The organism is Acinetobacter legionensis, assembly GCF_057165765.1.
Map to the genome: position 1 here is coordinate 1348986 of NZ_CM169896.1, position 15905 is coordinate 1364890.

General features: G+C 37.5%; 14 protein-coding genes. 13 read left to right on the forward strand and 1 reads right to left on the reverse strand.

Annotated elements, in window-relative coordinates:
* Window positions 1-73 precede the first annotated feature (73 nt).
* From AC2G3J_RS06140 to AC2G3J_RS06155, 4 genes are read left to right on the forward strand one after another with little or no spacing between them, the layout of a single operon-like run.
* Entirely contained in the window at window positions 74-1417 is a 1344-nt protein-coding gene (locus AC2G3J_RS06140) for an MFS transporter (RefSeq protein WP_483770812.1), read from the forward strand.
* Complete coding sequence (locus AC2G3J_RS06145; RefSeq protein WP_483770813.1) at window positions 1417-2070, forward strand: DsbA family oxidoreductase; 654 nt, start codon at window positions 1417-1419, stop codon at window positions 2068-2070. Before AC2G3J_RS06140 ends, AC2G3J_RS06145 begins: the two co-directional genes overlap by 1 nt.
* Window positions 2067-2396: a Rieske (2Fe-2S) protein gene (locus AC2G3J_RS06150; RefSeq protein WP_336951588.1), complete on the forward strand. Its 330-nt coding sequence runs from the start codon at window positions 2067-2069 to the stop codon at window positions 2394-2396. Before AC2G3J_RS06145 ends, AC2G3J_RS06150 begins: the two co-directional genes overlap by 4 nt.
* Complete coding sequence (locus tag AC2G3J_RS06155; protein WP_336951586.1) at window positions 2389-3399, forward strand: YeiH family protein; 1011 nt, start codon at window positions 2389-2391, stop codon at window positions 3397-3399. The genes AC2G3J_RS06150 and AC2G3J_RS06155 overlap by 8 nt, the downstream gene beginning before the upstream one ends.
* A gap of 112 nt (window positions 3400-3511) precedes the next feature.
* On the opposite strand, the gene AC2G3J_RS06160 is transcribed toward AC2G3J_RS06155, so the two are convergent.
* Window positions 3512-4564 carry an AraC family transcriptional regulator gene (locus AC2G3J_RS06160; RefSeq protein WP_336951584.1) on the reverse strand — a complete coding sequence of 351 codons (1053 nt, stop codon included), beginning with the start codon at window positions 4562-4564 and terminating at the stop codon, window positions 3512-3514.
* Window positions 4565-5205: 641 nt separating this feature from the next.
* On the opposite strand from AC2G3J_RS06160, the gene AC2G3J_RS06165 reads away from it, so the two are divergent.
* From AC2G3J_RS06165 to AC2G3J_RS06205, 9 genes are all read left to right on the forward strand, one after another.
* The gene (locus AC2G3J_RS06165; RefSeq protein ID WP_483770814.1) at window positions 5206-5796 is read left to right on the forward strand and encodes an RBBP9/YdeN family alpha/beta hydrolase; all 591 of its coding nucleotides are present in this window, start codon (window positions 5206-5208) and stop codon (window positions 5794-5796) included.
* Window positions 5797-5988: 192 nt separating this feature from the next.
* Window positions 5989-7815 (forward strand): DUF1302 domain-containing protein, encoded by a 1827-nt coding sequence (locus AC2G3J_RS06170; protein WP_419328597.1) that lies wholly within the window; start codon window positions 5989-5991, stop codon window positions 7813-7815.
* 732 nt (window positions 7816-8547) lie between these two features.
* Window positions 8548-8883, forward strand: a complete 336-nt coding sequence (locus AC2G3J_RS06175; protein WP_336951578.1) for a hypothetical protein — start codon at window positions 8548-8550, stop codon at window positions 8881-8883.
* An 886-nt stretch (window positions 8884-9769) separates the two neighbouring features.
* Entirely contained in the window at window positions 9770-10306 is a 537-nt protein-coding gene (locus AC2G3J_RS06180) for a Csu type fimbrial protein (protein ID WP_336951576.1), read from the forward strand.
* A gap of 60 nt (window positions 10307-10366) precedes the next feature.
* Window positions 10367-10921: a spore coat protein U domain-containing protein gene (locus AC2G3J_RS06185; protein ID WP_336951574.1), complete on the forward strand. Its 555-nt coding sequence runs from the start codon at window positions 10367-10369 to the stop codon at window positions 10919-10921.
* Window positions 10922-10932: 11 nt separating this feature from the next.
* Window positions 10933-11439, forward strand: a complete 507-nt coding sequence (locus AC2G3J_RS06190) for a Csu type fimbrial protein (RefSeq protein WP_483770815.1) — start codon at window positions 10933-10935, stop codon at window positions 11437-11439.
* A 19-nt stretch (window positions 11440-11458) separates the two neighbouring features.
* The gene (locus AC2G3J_RS06195) at window positions 11459-12259 is read left to right on the forward strand and encodes a fimbrial biogenesis chaperone (RefSeq protein WP_336952127.1); all 801 of its coding nucleotides are present in this window, start codon (window positions 11459-11461) and stop codon (window positions 12257-12259) included.
* Window positions 12260-14770, forward strand: coding sequence for a fimbria/pilus outer membrane usher protein (locus AC2G3J_RS06200; RefSeq protein ID WP_483770816.1), 2511 nt, complete (start codon window positions 12260-12262; stop codon window positions 14768-14770).
* Window positions 14767-15801 carry a Csu type fimbrial protein gene (locus AC2G3J_RS06205; protein WP_336951568.1) on the forward strand — a complete coding sequence of 345 codons (1035 nt, stop codon included), beginning with the start codon at window positions 14767-14769 and terminating at the stop codon, window positions 15799-15801. Before AC2G3J_RS06200 ends, AC2G3J_RS06205 begins: the two co-directional genes overlap by 4 nt.
* The last annotated feature ends 104 nt before the right edge of the window (window positions 15802-15905 follow it).

Sequence of the window (15905 nt, forward strand, 5' to 3'; positions counted from 1 at the left end):
AGGATTACGTTACGGTGAAGTCGCGTAGTCATCAAAAAAATCAATGATAAATTATAAAACACAAGGAGAACGTATGGATGCGCATCAATATTCAAGTCCTACGGGCGGTGTAGATACTTCGGTTGGCATACCACGTAAATATGCATGGTTGGTTTTTGCACTCACATTTGGTTTGTTGATTTCTGACTATATGTCACGGCAAGTCTTAAATGCAGTGTTTCCATTGGTCAAAAGTGAATGGGCTTTAACAGACAGCCAACTCGGATTATTAAGTGGGATTGTGGCGTTGATGGTGGGTTTATTAACTTTACCTTTATCGATCTTGGCAGATCGTTTTGGCAAAGTAAAAAGCTTAACTTTGATGGCCGTATTATGGAGTATGGCAACCTTAGGCTGTGCAATTGCTGAAAGTTATCAACATATGTTTATTGCCCGATTTATGGTGGGTGTTGGCGAAGCTGCCTATGGTAGTGTCGGGATAGCTGTTGTTGTAGCAGTTTTCCCCCGTGATATGCGTGCAACTTTAGCAAGTGCTTTTATGGCAGGTGGTGTATTTGGTTCATTCTTAGGCATGGCTTTAGGTGGTGTCATGGCTGAGCATTTTGGTTGGCGTTGGGCATTTGGTGGAATGGCTGTTTTTGGGCTGATTCTGGCATTTTTATACCCTATTGTGGTTAAAGAAAACAAGATAGGAAGCATTCAGCGAAAAATTAAGATCCAACAGAAACAGGATAAGTCGATAAGTCCTTTGAGATCGATTTATTCAAGTCGGTCTGTGATCGCCACTTATATTGGCAGTGGCTTGCAATTGTTTGTGGGTGGCACGGTCATCGTTTGGCTTCCCAGTTATCTCAATCGATATTACGGATTGGGGACAGATAAAGCTGGGTTGGTCGCAGCAATGGTTGTACTCAGTAGTGCAGTTGGTACGATTTTATGTGGGATGTTATGTGATCGTTTAGGACGAGATCGATCAGACCGAAAAGTCAGTTTGGCGATTGCATTTTGTTTGATCGGTTGTGTGTTGCTATTCATCGCTTTTGCCATGTCTGTCGGAAATGCTCAATTGATCATGATTTGTATTGGGATGTTTATCGCTTTGGGTACCAATGGACCATCCAGCGCAATGGTTGCCAACCTGACACATCATTCTGTACATAGCACAGCATTTGCAACTTTAACTCTAGCAAATAATTTTCTCGGCTTAGCTTTAGGACCTTTAGTGATTGGGAAGCTATCTGATCTAATCGGTTTACATCACGCTTTTCAATTGATGCCACTGATGAGCATTGTGGCTGCTGCCGTATTCTTCTATGCAAAACGCCATTATGCCAATGATATTAAAAACTTTAATGTACAAACAGCACGACAAGGTCAAACAGTACAAGCACAGTCATGCAATATGGGTAATCAATAATGACGCGTAAAATGAATATTGAAGTTTTTTTTGATTTTATCTGTCCATGGTGTGTGATTGGAAAACGTCATTTACACACTGCGATTCAAAAATTAAAACAAAGTGATCCAGATGTTGTGGTCAATATCCAATGGCGTGGTGTACAGCTTTTACCCCATATTCCGTTGTTGGGGGTTCCTTTTGGTGCCTTTTATTTACAAAGATTAGGCAGTTCAACAGCGGTTCGAATGCGCCAAACTCAAGTTCGTCAAGCCGCGAAAGCGGTCAATGTCGATATTGATTTTGATCAGATTCGGCGTATGCCAAACACAGCTATGGCGCATCATTTTTTTGCAAATATTTCAAAAGTATATCATTCAGATCAAAGTGAGCGATTTTTAGATGCGCTATTCACAGCCTATTTTCATCATTCGGAAAATATAGGTGAGTTAGCAACATTGCAGAAAATAGCCATGTATTGTGGTTTTGCGGATGAGGTAGTTGAAAGTATTTTAGCCAAGCCATTTGTTCCTTTTATCTCAGCAGATACAGGGGGTAAAGGGGTGCCGTATTTTGTTTTTGATGGAAGTTTTGCAATGGCTGGGGCACAACCTGCAAGTGCACTTTATCAAGCAATGTTGGATACGCTTCAAGCACAAGGACAAATGGTATGACCTTGCGTTTTCAAGTTCCTCAAGAAAAAATCCCAACTGTAGGCAATCGATCCTTTTTGATGATTGGTGACCAATCCCTGATTTTATTTAATATTGCTGAACAATTTTATGCGATTGAAGACAGTTGCCCACATCAAGGTGCTTCTCTCCTCAATGGAAAATTGGAAGGCAAAGTGATTCAGTGTTGTGCACATGGTTTACGTTTTGACGTAGTAAATGGTTATTTACTCAATTCAACACAGCTGAAAGTACAAATATACCCAGTAGAGGTGATTGGAGAAAATATCTTTATTGGTTTAGATTCGGGAGCCGCGTTTGATGAGTAAATTAGCTCCTATTGTTTGGCGACAACGTCTAAGTGAACTCATGCCAGGATTTATTGTCAGTACTGTTGTTGCCGCAGCGGCCTGTTTTTTATCTGAGCATTATGGTGCGCCAGTGATGTTATTCGCTTTGTTGCTCGGGATGGGTGTGAACTTTCTTGCAACAGAAGGAAAGTGTAAAGCGGGTATCGAATTTACTGCGCGAGAAGTACTGCGTTTTGGGATCGCTTTACTCGGAATGCGAATTACCCTTGAGCAAATGACTGCGCTAGGTTGGCAACCCCTTGTTTTGGTGATTTCATTAGTTGTTATTACCATTCTAGCTTCAGTCATTACAGCCAAAGTGCTTGGATTTAATAAGTTTTTCGGTATGCTGACAGGAGGAGCGACGGCCATTTGTGGGGCTTCCGCAGCATTGGCCTTATCTGCTGCTTTACCAAGTCATCCTCAAAAAGAAAAAGCAACCTTATTCACGGTGATTGGGGTGTCCGCACTATCAACTTTGGCAATGATCGTTTATCCGATGATTGCGCGATGGTTAGAATTAACCCCTCAACATGCTGGAATTTTTTTAGGTGCAACTATCCATGATGTCGCCCAAGTGGTAGGGGCAGGCTATAGCATGTCTACAGAAGCAGGTGATACTGCAACAGTGGTGAAATTGATGCGCGTTGCCATGCTTTTACCCGTCATCATTTGTGCAGCCATGATTACTCGTAGGCAAGGTTCGCCGTCTACTGGGAAAAGACCACCATTGTTGCCATGGTTTGCAGTGGGATTTTTGATTCTCGCATGTATTAATAGTACTGGATGGGTGCCAACACTCGTTCAAGGTGGAATAAATGAATTATCTCGTTGGTGTTTGATTATTTCGATCAGTGCTTTAGGGATGAAAACACAATTAAAAGAGTTAGCAACAGTCGGTATAAAACCGATACTGCTGATGATTGGAGAAAGTATTTTTCTGGTATTGTTGGTATTAAGCCTGATGCATTGGTTGTTTTAATTGGTCATTCATTGAATAAAAGTTTTGCAAGGCGCAATAAAAAAATTTGCTAGGTGCAAAACTTTTGTTTTGATTCGTTTTTAAGTTATTGTTTTGAAATAAATACCAAACGTCAGTAGCTCATTGGTTTAATTTTTATCATATTCGCATCGATGATCTCGGTTTTATTGTGGGTACGCCAAGCATTCGGTGTTATGCCAAATTGACCAATAAACCATCGGGTAAAAGAGCTTGGCATAGAGTAACCAAGAATATCTGAAACTTGTGCCAATGAGTAATTGATATTTCTTAAATAGCGAAAGACCAAATTTTTGCGTACATCATTCATTAATTCACTAAAATTTGTTTGTGCGGCTTCTAGACGACGTTGCAACGTTCTAACATTGACCTCATGCGTTTGAGCAACTTGATCAATTGTAGCTCGTCCCATCGGTAAAAGCAGATAGATACTTTTACGGATATCAAAAATAAGTGATGACTCATTATCTTTTTGTAAGATGTCGAGATCTAAATAGCGCTGTGCATGGTCTGCCATTGCTGTATTTGCTTGTGGATTGATTTTATCAAGTTCAGATGATGAGCAGACAATACCATTAAACTCACTACCAAACTCAAATGAACTCCCAAAGATACGTTGATGCACAGATAAGTCATGTGGTGCATCATGCGTAAAATGAATGCTTAATGGTTGCCATTTTTGAGCTGACAATGTAGCACAGAATCGCTGAATAATCCCCAAAGCTAACTCAATTGCTTGGCGACTATATTTTACTGAAGCGGAAATAACTTCCACGCGAATAATCACTGTTTTTCCAACTTCTTCAATATATATTTCAAGCGCGTTATTGATGATATTTCTGTATTTTACAATTGTTTTTAAGGCATCACCTAAGGTTTGCTGATAACTTAACAATAGGCTAAGTTTGCCAAAATCAGCAATTTGTCGTTGTTCTGCCATATGTAGACCAAATACTTCGCAGCCACTGATTTGAGCAGAATGTTCTAACAATGTAATGACTTTATCGACCGAAATACGTTGTTTTGAATCATTTAATTGAGCAGAATAAATTCCAGCATCAGATAATAAATGGTATGGATTGAGGTCTAACTGTCGACTAACATCTAGATAATTTTTGAGTACGGCTGTATGTGCAAGAGGAATCAATTTCCAATCTCCTTATTTTTTTATTAACCATCCTGGTCAATACATTATTGTTTACAAACTTTGCTAATAAGCACTATAAAAATTTCTAGCATTTTTGCAATCTCGACAATTTTATCAAAATATCTTAAAAAAAGTATCTCAATTGAGTACATATTCAGGTGATAGAAATAAATTATCAAATTTGCTTAGAAACATGAGTGTTTTAAAAGGACTGAACTTTCTTGAGTAATCAGCAGCTTTATAAGCTAAGTTGGCTGTGCAAAGTCATTCGAATAGTACATCAACTCTATAAATCTGATTCATTAAAATTTCCCTGTAGTTCACTTTTTATGGTTTCAGTGGAATCTTTCTGAAACACGACACCATTATTCAAGCAGGTCTTCTTTAAAGCAATCTCAAGTACGTTATAAACAACATTTAGAATTTATTAACAGATATTTAAATTTTAAAATATAAAAATAAAATCAATACCTTATGTTTTTGATTGCTTATGTTTGAAGGATTTTTTGATAGGTAATTTGTCATCAAATGAAAAGAAGTTGTCATGAAATGTGCATCAGCAAAATCAACTAAATCGTATTGTGAATAAGCAATTTATAGAATTCACATTCATTCATTCACTCATAATTTAAGGTAGATCAATGGAAAAAATACAAACAAAGGCAACTGTTTTAATTGTCCCAGGTTTACGTGACCATGTCGCTGAACATTGGCAAACCTTATTGGAAGAAAGCCTGGTCAAGGTACGATCTGTCCCTCCGCTGGAAACAGACAAAATCAACTGCATAAAAAGAGTTAAAGCGATCCAAGCACAACTAGAAGAAATCGATGGTCCTGTGATTTTAGTTGCACATAGTGCAGGGGTATTAATGATCGTTCATTGGGCAGCTAAATATCAATACAAGATTCAAGGAGCTTTGTTGGTGACACCACCTGATTTATCAGCCAAATGGCCTGAAAATTATCCAAATTCTGCAATGCTAAAAAAACTAGGATGGGATCCTTTACCCAACAAAATTTTGCCATTTCCAAGCATTGTGGTTGCAAGTACCAATGACCATTTAGCCAGTTACAGTGCAGTTACGACAATGGCAAAAACATGGGGCAGCCGATTGGTGAATTTAGGCGAAGTGGGGCATCTTAATCCAGCTGCTGGCTATGGCTATTGGGCACAAGCTGAACAATTTATTCAACAATTAGACCGAGTGGATGAGTCTATATGTATCGCTTAGTTTTAGATATTTATAGTGGAATGGTTTTAGAGATTGCTTGTTTAGTATACACGCCGTTTTAAGACAGCATTGCTCATAGGCTAGTAGTATTCGTAACAGATTAAACAATTAAAAAAAATGCATATTTCAAAACAGTCAACATGGCTACTTATGAAATTAAATCAAATTAAATCATGTCGATATGGAGATCGAATGATGAAAAATTATTTATATAATAAACACACTGTTATTTTTACTCAAAAATTTGGTGTCTTTTTAATATTGTGCTTAAGCCTTTCAAAAGTATCTGCGACAAGTGTTGAGATTAATGATGATTGGAAATTTGAAACCAATACGATGTTCAGCTTAGGTGCAAATTGGAGTATTCAAGATGCTTCAAATCAGTTGGTGTATAAGCCTGATGCAAATCATATCGGTAAGAATGGTTTAAGCATAGATGTGAATGGCGACGATGGACATTTGAATTTCAGTAAAAACGATAATATTTCTCAAATTGCAAAAGGGCTGACCGAGTTTCGTTTAAAAGGAAAACAACAAGGTGCAGTACTCAGTGCTAAATATTGGTATGACCATGCTTATGAAACTGGTCGTGGAGATTTAAAAGCCTTTGATGATTCTAGATGGCCTATATTAGCCAAATTTAAGGGTATTGATCTTTGGGATACCTATATCTGGAAAAACTTTACTTTACAAAATGGTCAAAATGCCAATCTAAAATTAGGTAAACATAGCTTAAATTGGGGGAAATCGCTGTTTTTCCAAAATGGTTTAAATTCAGTCAGTGCCTTGGATTATGCTGCAATCAATCGGCCGGGAGGGGAAGCAAAAGAACGAATAATTCCTGTCGAAATGTTTTCATTCGAGGCTGGAATAACGCCAAACCTTAAATTAGGTGGTTTTTATCAGTTTAAGTTTAGACCTTCTATTGTGGACGGTTGCGGAACATTTTTTGCAATTTCTGACTTTGTTCCAGAAAATTGTGGGCCAATTATTTTGACCGTTACACCAGGAGATAAGTTGTCTGAAAGTGCTTTAGATGCAAAGACCTATATTCCACGTTCAGAAAGTCGGTATGCTGGAAATAGCGGACAATATGGATTCTCTTTAAAGCAAAGCTTATTGGGTTGGAACAATGCTGAACTTGGCTTATATTTCGCAAATTATCACAGTCGTAATGCTAATTTTGACGGTACAGCAGTGACAGCCTCCGGACCTGCACATTTTAATACAGCCAGATTTTTTTCAGTTTATCCAGAAAATATCCAAATGTATGGATTAAGTCTTGCGGGAAAATTGGGTACTACGTCTGTTTTTAGCGAATTAACACATAAAGCAAATCAACCTTTGCAATTAAATGGTACAGATATTGTCTATGCACAAGTTCTAGATAAAGATACTCCGCTCACTCCACCTGGGGTTGCAGCTGAATTTGGACAATATCTTGAAGGTTATGTACGAACACCAGTAACGCAATTTTCAGTAGGTGCAAGTGATCATCTGAATAATATATTGGGTGCAACTACGCTGAATTGGGCGGTAGAAATTGCAGTCAATCATATTGCAAATATCGGTAATCATCGCTTTGGGCGAGTAGGGGCTTTTGGGCGGAGTGAGCTTTCATCTGGTGCCTATAATCCTGAAACTGAGGAATACAAATGTACGCTTTATGGCACAGCACACCTTGCAAATGATGTAGTTGATCGTATGAATGAGCGCTTTTGTAATAAAGATGGTTTCTTTACTGAATGGTCTTACGGCTATCGTTTACGTGGAGTGTTAAGCTATCAAGATATTTTACCAGCAGTTGTCATTACACCTAGTTTTATCTTTCGCCATGACATAACAGGATCTAGCCAAAATTTTCAAGAAGGTCAAATGAGTATCGCAGCTACTATTTCAGTAAGCTATCAGCAAAAATATACTGCTGAACTTGCATATACCAATTTTTTTGGTTCGAATGATTTTAGTACAATCGATGACCGAGATTTTGCTTCATTGATATTTAAAGCTAATTTTTGAAGTTGGGAATTTAAAAATTGGATGCTATGTTTATTGGATCGTTGGTGTCAAAAAAAGCTCATCTTTTAATCATAAATATTTAACTTATTTATAGATCAAACGGCTATATAGCTTTGGGAAAAACTGATTTTTCTATTGTTGAAGGTATTAAATTATTCAAACTTATTGATATGGAAGCTGTTAGATTCTCTAAGGATATTGATTGTGATATGCTTTTTAATCATTATAAGAATGGGCATATCCCTCTCAATATTTAATCATATTTGCCAAGGCGAGGTGATCAGAATAAATGCTCAATAACTTTATAATTAGTAAGCTCACCGAAAATAAAAAATATAGATTTAATAATTAACGTCATATTAATTCACTTCCAATCAAAACTAAAATTAAGCAATACAGAAGATAGAATAAGGATAAAAATTATTATCAATAGTATCTGTTAAATTGGCCTAAAATTAACCTGTTGTTTGGTGGTGAATTACATGAAATATGCATTAAATTATAATAATATGAACACTATTACAAGCTGTATTTTAAAAATAATATAAATTTAAATATTTGTTTTTAAATTATATTTTTAATAAGCTATGTATTTAATTATAATATAAAGAAGTGTGAAAGTTTGCAAAACAAGGTAGGTGGTGTTAAAAAATGTGCATTATCTGAATAGCTTAAAGTGTTCTAGCAGATATATTGAAGAATAGAAATATGAATGTTGGATATAAATAAATAATGAAAATTTATGAAATGGTGTTTCATAAAGGTATAGATGAAAGCACTCATTTTTTTTATAGTGAAAATACCTATGCTTCACGTCAGCATTTTATTGAATTAATACGTTTAGATATTGATGCTGAACTGAGTAATTTTAAATTGGCATGTCTAAGTGATGATCAATATGATTTAAAAGCATTATTTGAAGAAGTTCATAAAGAAAGCCATTTCCATGTAGATAGAATGGAAGCTGAATTTCTTCGTGATGCAATCGCTACAATTGACCAATGCATTTGTTTAAGAGTTAAAGAACGAGATGTTCTTCAGCCAAGTGGAAATACTTATCATCTTTAGTCACCCTCTAAATTTTATAGACATTCGTATAAATTTTTGATTTTCGGTCGACATGTTAAAGTGTCATATCGGATCCCATTCTTCACCCCAGAACGAATGGGATTTTTTTTGATGAATAGATAAAATAACGTTTAAGTCTTAATATTTATTGATAAAATCGTAGTTTAACGAGGTCTCTATGACTAATTTGTAGTCTCTTAATAATGATGGTTCTATCCATACAAAACAAATACGAGCAACGATTGGAAAGGTTAATATTAGTTGCTTTTCTTTGGATAATATCAGGGTTACTCTGTCCTCATATTTTTAATACATAAAATCAGATGCAAGAATATTTATTTTTTGTAAATGTAAGTGTTGAAAATAAAAGATATTCTAAAATTTTTTAGGTGTAAAACTTAAAAGAAAGATGGGAGTAATAAAGTATCCTAAAAAAGAATATTTAATATTATAGAAAATAAAGAGATGTTTAAGCTTGTAGTTATTGTGCTAAATTAGATTTAATGTATAGATTTTTACTTATTAATATTTTAAGTATATAATTTAATTATGTTTTTTGAAATGAGACCCACATATAATCCGACATGCATAAGCGGAATTTGAGCTCTGAGATCGGCATATTAATCTTTATGTTATTTGAACAATAATTAAATTAATTTTAACTTTATTAATCTATCAAATGAAATGTATTTATTTATGTTTTAAATGTAATAATAATTTAATTCCAATGTCTAAACATAATCTAAAGTAAAAACAATTTGATAGTGTGGTTTTGTGCTGTTAATTAGGGTCATTATTGAACACTTATTCGTCACATGTGATTATGTAAATGCTTTCACACTTCTTGTGTAAAAGTTAATAAATAATGCATATCACTGGACATAATATGAATATTTTAACAAAACTAACGCTAACTGTATTGTTAGGTACAGGATATATCGCGACTGCACAAGCTGCTGTTACTGGTCAAGTTGATGTCAAGCTGAATGTTTCAACAGGTTGTTCTGTTGAAGGTTCTGAAGTTGCTGGAGCTATGAACCAATTTGGTAGTTTGGATTTTGGTAAAACTTCTGGTACTTGGACCAACGTTCTAACTGCTCAGGTTGCTTCAGCAGGTACAGGTAGTCACCTCGCTGTAAAATGTGACAGTACAGATCCTGTTGCGTTTACTGTTGCAATTGATGGTGGTCAGCGTGCTGATCGTAGTCTTAAACATACCACTGCTGCAGACGTGGTTAGCTATAACGTCTATCGTGATGCAGCACGTACCAATCTCTACGCAATCAATACACCTCAAGCTTTCACAGCTGCGAGTGGTGAATCTCAAGAAGTCCCAATCTTTGGTGCAATTGCTGCAAACAGTGGAACTGCAAAAGCACAGGGTGACTATAAAGACACTTTGTTGGTAACAGTTAATTTCTAATCAGTATACGTAACAGTAAACAGGTTTGTTGTTGAACAAGCCTGTTTTAAGGAGGAACGTATGCACCTGTTACTTAAACAAAGCGTTGGATTACTACTTTGTAGCCTTTTTTCGTCACTCTGTAGTGCTGGGCAGTTAGCCGCTAAGTTAAATATCCAACTTGAATTAGAGCCATCCTGCAAGATTAACAATCAGTCTGTAAATAACGAAACAACTGGCTTGAATTTTGGTCAGTTAGATTTCGGGGAAACTACTGCTGCATTTAATCGTGTGATTGAGACGAGTTTAAGTAATGCTTCTGCATCGGGTTTGACCATTCAATGTCCTGGCAATTCTCCGATAAAAGTTACTTTTGGTGCAGGACAGAATGACAGCAAGGTTCCAGCCCCTTTTAGTGCAAATTATTTCCGTGCTATCAGTAATGGTACCGATTTCCTTGCCTACAACATCTTATATGGCACTGCTCGGGAAGCATTAAAACCGAATCAAACCATCACTTTGACCAACAATGGTCAGCCACAGACGCTTAATATCATAGGTCAAACTGTTAATAATGGTCGGTCAGTCTCGCTTGGACAATATACCGACACTATTCCAATTACCATTGAATTTTAAAGAACAAAATCATGAAAAAAATAGGTTTAAGTGTTCTGCTTATGTTGGCTGGGCCGTGCGTATTTGCTGGAACAACAGCGAATTTTAAAGTGCAGGCAACCATTGAAAATGGCTGCAAACTCAGCAATGTTGAGCAGCGACTTGATTTTGGTCGTCATCCTGTTGTGGGACAGGGAAAGTTAACTGGGTCAGTCGTCAATACTGCACAAAGCTGGAATATCCAGTGCACTGCACGGTTACCAGTAAAGGTCATGTTGAATGGTGGAGATCACTTCTCAAATAATTCTCGACGGATGAAACATGCGCAACAGAATGAATTTGTGTCCTATCAGCTTTATCAGAACAGTAATTTGCAGAATGAATATACCAGTGGGAATAGTTACTCACTGACGTCAACCACTACATCGAATACTCTACTGGGTTTTTCAGTTTATGGTGTTGCAGATTTGAATAATAACAATCAACCACGATCAGCAGGCCTTTATAAAGATACGGTCGCAATTACGATTACATGGTGATTCTATGAGCTTAAATAAAATGAACATATGGTCGGGCAGGACTTTCTTTGCAGCCGCAATATTGATGATGACCTCACCTGTATTCGCACAGGCTACTTTTTTAATCTGGCCAATTTACCCTAAAATTGAAGAAAACGAAAAAGCCACTGCGGTATGGCTACAAAATACTGGTAACTCTGATGCCATGGTACAGATTCGGGTATTTAAATGGGATCAGAATCATCAGCAAGATGCTTTTGAGGAGCAAACTGAGATTATCCCAAGTCCGCCGGTGGCAAAGATCAAAGCCGGTGAAAAGCATATGTTGCGTTTAACTCGGGCAACCTCAGTACCAGATACAAAAGAACTTGCCTATCGAATTATTGTTGATGAACTGCCGATCAAGCTCAATCCAGAAAACGATAAAGAAGCCTCGACAGTCAGTTTTCAGATGCGTTATTCAATTCCCTTGTTTAGCTATGGCAAAGGACTTGGCAGTGGCTTGACTGAGCTTTCACAAAAAACCAATGCGAAAAATCCTTTGGCTAAACCGATATTAAGCTGGTGGGTCAAAAATAATGAACAGGGGAAACCTGAACTTTATATTCAAAATACCGGTTCAAAATTTTCACGACTTTCAGGAATTAAATTGACTCCAACTTCAGAACAAATGGCTTTTGGCAAAACTGCCTTTGGTTATGTGTTGGCAAACAGCACCATGAAGTTTGATCTGGACAGCAAGATACTCAACAGCCTAAGTGGTCAAACAAGCTTGTATGGAATCGACAGTTCAGGGGTACAACAGGAGTTGATTGAGATTAAAAAACAAGGAGGGAGATAAATGGGTTATTTATCTGGTTTAAATTCACCTTCTTTTTTATGCAAAAGCCTGACCTTTATATTGATCTCGAATATCCCAATGTTGAGCTGCAATGTGTATGCAAATGGCTTACCTCCACCACCGAGAGATGTTTCAGAAGTGAATAGCTTATTTAAGCTCTATCTGGACTTGGTGATCAATCAATATTCGACGCGACAAGTGATCCCCGTCATTGTCAAAGGAGATCATTATTTTATCCAGCAATCAAAACTGGATGAATTACAGATTAAGCTACCTGCAGATGCCCTACAGCAACAGACCGAAAAAAACCTGACTGATCTGGATGTATTTACTCTAGGCTTTTCGGGCAAGGCCTTGGATTGGGTCAGCCTCAATCAGATTCCCGAATTGAAGTATGAATATAATTCAGCACAACAGTATTTTAGTCTAGATCTTCCAGCCAGCTGGATGCCGGTGCAAATACGTGGATTAGACTCCTGGTATCAACCTGAAACAGCACAGTCGGGTATTGGTTTATTAAATAACTATGACTTTTATACCTACCGCCCAGAGAATGGTGGCTATAGCAGTACGCTATTTACAGAACAACGCTTTTTCTCACCTTATGGGGTACTGAGAAACTCTGGGGTCTATAGCAAAACAGATTTTAATTCTGTTGGAAAAGACTCAAATCAAAATAATGATGGCTACCGTCGCTATGACACCACTTGGCAATATGATGACCCAGTCAGGGTATTTTCATTTTTAGCGGGTGATGTAATTACCGGAAGTAAAAACGCATGGGGAAGTTCAGTGCGTTTAGGTGGATTACAACTCCAGCGTAATTTTGGTACTCGCCCAGATTTGATTACTTATCCTTTACCGCAGTTTAAAGGACAAGCGACCTTACCAAGCACCGTAGATTTATTGATCAATGGACAGAAAGCCAATTCAACCGATGTACAGTCAGGCCCCTTTATTCTTAATAATGTTCCGTTTATCAATGGTAAAGGCGAGGCGGTGATTGTCACCACGGACAGCGTGGGTCGTCAGGTGGCCACCTCAGTGCCATTTTATATTTCGAATACTTTGCTTAAACCTGGATTATTGGATTATTCGGTGTCGATGGGGCAAATCCGCGAAGATTATGGAATCAAAAACTTTTCATACGGCAAGTTTGCTGGTTCAGCGGATGCACGTTATGGGATCAATGATTGGCTCACCGCTGAAGGGCGGGTTGAACTTTCAGATTCAATTCAGTTGGCTGGACTGGGTTCAGTACTCAAGCTGAATCAGTTTGGTGTGTTAAGTGGTTCGGCAACTCAAAGCTGGGCAGACCGTGAATTTAATCGGATCAATAGTCAAAACATGAAGGGAAATCAATATACTTTAGGCTATAGCTATAACCAGCAACGCTTTGGATTTAGTCTCAATCATACCCAACGCGATCAGGACTATTATGATCTTTCGCGTTTACAATATAGCAATTTGATTTCAGCCAACAGTCATAAAAGTTCGGTTGCCAATACTTATTTTGCCACAGATAAGTCAGGTACTTTTGGGGTGGCCTATATTCAGACCCAGAACCGCGACATTAAAAATAAACTGATGAACTTGTCTTGGGCACCAATACTACCGTCCTATCTACGTGGTGCAACAGTGTCTTTAAGCGCTAATCGAGATTTTATTGAAAAAGAGTGGAGTGCTGCATTTCAGTTGTCAGTTCCATTTTCCAAGAGCAGATCTACAGCCAGTCTAGGCTACAGTCAAGAATCAAGTGGTGATTATGGTTATGTTAATTATAACCGTAGTGCTCCATTGGATGGTGGTGTTGGTGTTGATTTAACTCGACGTTTTAATGAAAAAAGTGATGATTTTAATCAAGCACGAATAAGCTACCGTAACCAATATTTTAATACCGATATCGGCATGTCGGGTAGCAATGACTATAACTACTGGTTTGGACTTTCTGGTTCAGTAGTGTTGATGTCAGGCAATGTCTTTGCTGCCAATCGATTGGGTGAGTCTTTTGCCTTGATTGATACTAACAAAGTTGCAGATGTTCCTGTGCATTATGAAAACAGCCTTGTGGGGCGGAGTAATGCCAAGGGTTATGTTTTTGTACCGTCAGTGACCCCGTATTACGCAGCCAAATACAGCATCAACCCGATAGATTTACCTTCTAACTTTAATGCAACTCAAGTTGAAAATCGGATTGCGGCAAAACGCGGTTCAGGTGTAGTGATTGGTTTCCCAATTAAACAATCTTATGCGGCAAATGTGTCTTTGGTACAGAGTAATGGGCAAGCGGTTCCAGTGGGTGCGGTGGTACATCGTACAGATCAAGAATCGAGTTATGTAGGGATGGATGGAATTGCTTATCTTGAAGATCTGGCGGCAGAAAATACAATTCGAGTGCAACTGCCAGATCAGCACCTATGTGAAGCAAATTTTTCGTTAGATTTAAAAAAAGCGCAACAACAGATCGCAGTGATTAAATCGGTTGTTTGTCATGAGGTGGTTAAACCATGATTACTTTGAAAAAAATAATACCCACAGGCCTTTTATTCTCTGGGTTGATATTGATTACTGCTCAGAGTTATGCAGATTGTGAAGTTAGCACCAGTGGCAATACTTCGATTGGGAAGATTCCTTCAATTACATTAGCCGAAACGGGGATACAATCTACAAAGTTTAATTCAGGGATGAGTTGTCAGGCATTTTTGACTGTATTAACAACGAATTATTTATATTATCGAATAGATCAAATGCCAGTCAACTATATAAATAATGCGACAGGTGAGCGCATTACAGTAAATTATTTAGATACGAATAACAATGTAATTAAAGTCGGATCTGAAAGAGATTTAGGTGGATTTTCACTTGTGAACTTATTTAGTGGACCCGGTGGTTCCTTACAATTTATTGCAAATGTTAATCCAGGCCAAGCCGTATCACCTGGGATATATCAAGCTGAACAGCCATTCAAACTAAAATGGTGGTATTCAGTAGCAGGTTTTGGGATTGGAGCATTTTCTACCAAATTTGAAAGCCCTGGTTTTAGTCGAGGATATTTAGGATTTGGTCCTGATACTTGGGGAGGTTCTTGGGGGAGTGGTAGAGATTCTGCTTTTGACTTAAGCCTTGAGGTTCTACCTGATTGTCGCATATCAACTAGAGATGTTAATTTTGGAACGGCTGCTTTTGCGACAGCCTTTGAGCCTGTTCAAACTTCAATGGGAGTACGCTGTTCTGTAAAAACGCCTTATAATGTGGGATTAAACAATGGGTTATATCCACAAAGTGGTAATCAACGTGCGATGAAGGCGGTCAATAGCAATAACTTTCTACGTTATGAAATATATAAAAATTCAACTACTGATCGTTGGGGCAGCAACGGAGCTGAGAAATGGTCAAGCAGTAATGCAACCACAAATGCTGGTATTTATGATGCAAAAACTCAACAGGGTTATACCTTCACAACAAAAATTCTTGAAAATAATCCTGACAATTTACCGGCTGATAAATACAGTGATACTGTGACTGTACAGGTTGAATTCTAGTAATACTGATAATGACATCATGATAAAAAATTATGATGTCATAAAAATAAACATATAAATAAATTATAAGACTTAATGTAAATCATAAATTTATCTTTAATATA

What these genes read in the sequence shown, in the direction of transcription:
- AC2G3J_RS06140 (WP_483770812.1), top strand. Translation starts at nt 74, where the DNA reads ATGGATGCGCATCAATATTCAAGTCCTACGGGCGGTGTAGATACTTCG.
- AC2G3J_RS06145 (WP_483770813.1), top strand. Translation starts at nt 1,417, where the DNA reads ATGACGCGTAAAATGAATATTGAAGTTTTTTTTGATTTTATCTGTCCA.
- AC2G3J_RS06150 (WP_336951588.1), top strand. Translation starts at nt 2,067, where the DNA reads ATGACCTTGCGTTTTCAAGTTCCTCAAGAAAAAATCCCAACTGTAGGC.
- AC2G3J_RS06155 (WP_336951586.1), top strand. Translation starts at nt 2,389, where the DNA reads ATGAGTAAATTAGCTCCTATTGTTTGGCGACAACGTCTAAGTGAACTC.
- AC2G3J_RS06165 (WP_483770814.1), top strand. Translation starts at nt 5,206, where the DNA reads ATGGAAAAAATACAAACAAAGGCAACTGTTTTAATTGTCCCAGGTTTA.
- AC2G3J_RS06170 (WP_419328597.1), top strand. Translation starts at nt 5,989, where the DNA reads ATGATGAAAAATTATTTATATAATAAACACACTGTTATTTTTACTCAA.
- AC2G3J_RS06175 (WP_336951578.1), top strand. Translation starts at nt 8,548, where the DNA reads ATGAAAATTTATGAAATGGTGTTTCATAAAGGTATAGATGAAAGCACT.
- AC2G3J_RS06180 (WP_336951576.1), top strand. Translation starts at nt 9,770, where the DNA reads ATGAATATTTTAACAAAACTAACGCTAACTGTATTGTTAGGTACAGGA.
- AC2G3J_RS06185 (WP_336951574.1), top strand. Translation starts at nt 10,367, where the DNA reads ATGCACCTGTTACTTAAACAAAGCGTTGGATTACTACTTTGTAGCCTT.
- AC2G3J_RS06190 (WP_483770815.1), top strand. Translation starts at nt 10,933, where the DNA reads ATGAAAAAAATAGGTTTAAGTGTTCTGCTTATGTTGGCTGGGCCGTGC.
- AC2G3J_RS06195 (WP_336952127.1), top strand. Translation starts at nt 11,459, where the DNA reads ATGAACATATGGTCGGGCAGGACTTTCTTTGCAGCCGCAATATTGATG.
- AC2G3J_RS06200 (WP_483770816.1), top strand. Translation starts at nt 12,260, where the DNA reads ATGGGTTATTTATCTGGTTTAAATTCACCTTCTTTTTTATGCAAAAGC.
- AC2G3J_RS06205 (WP_336951568.1), top strand. Translation starts at nt 14,767, where the DNA reads ATGATTACTTTGAAAAAAATAATACCCACAGGCCTTTTATTCTCTGGG.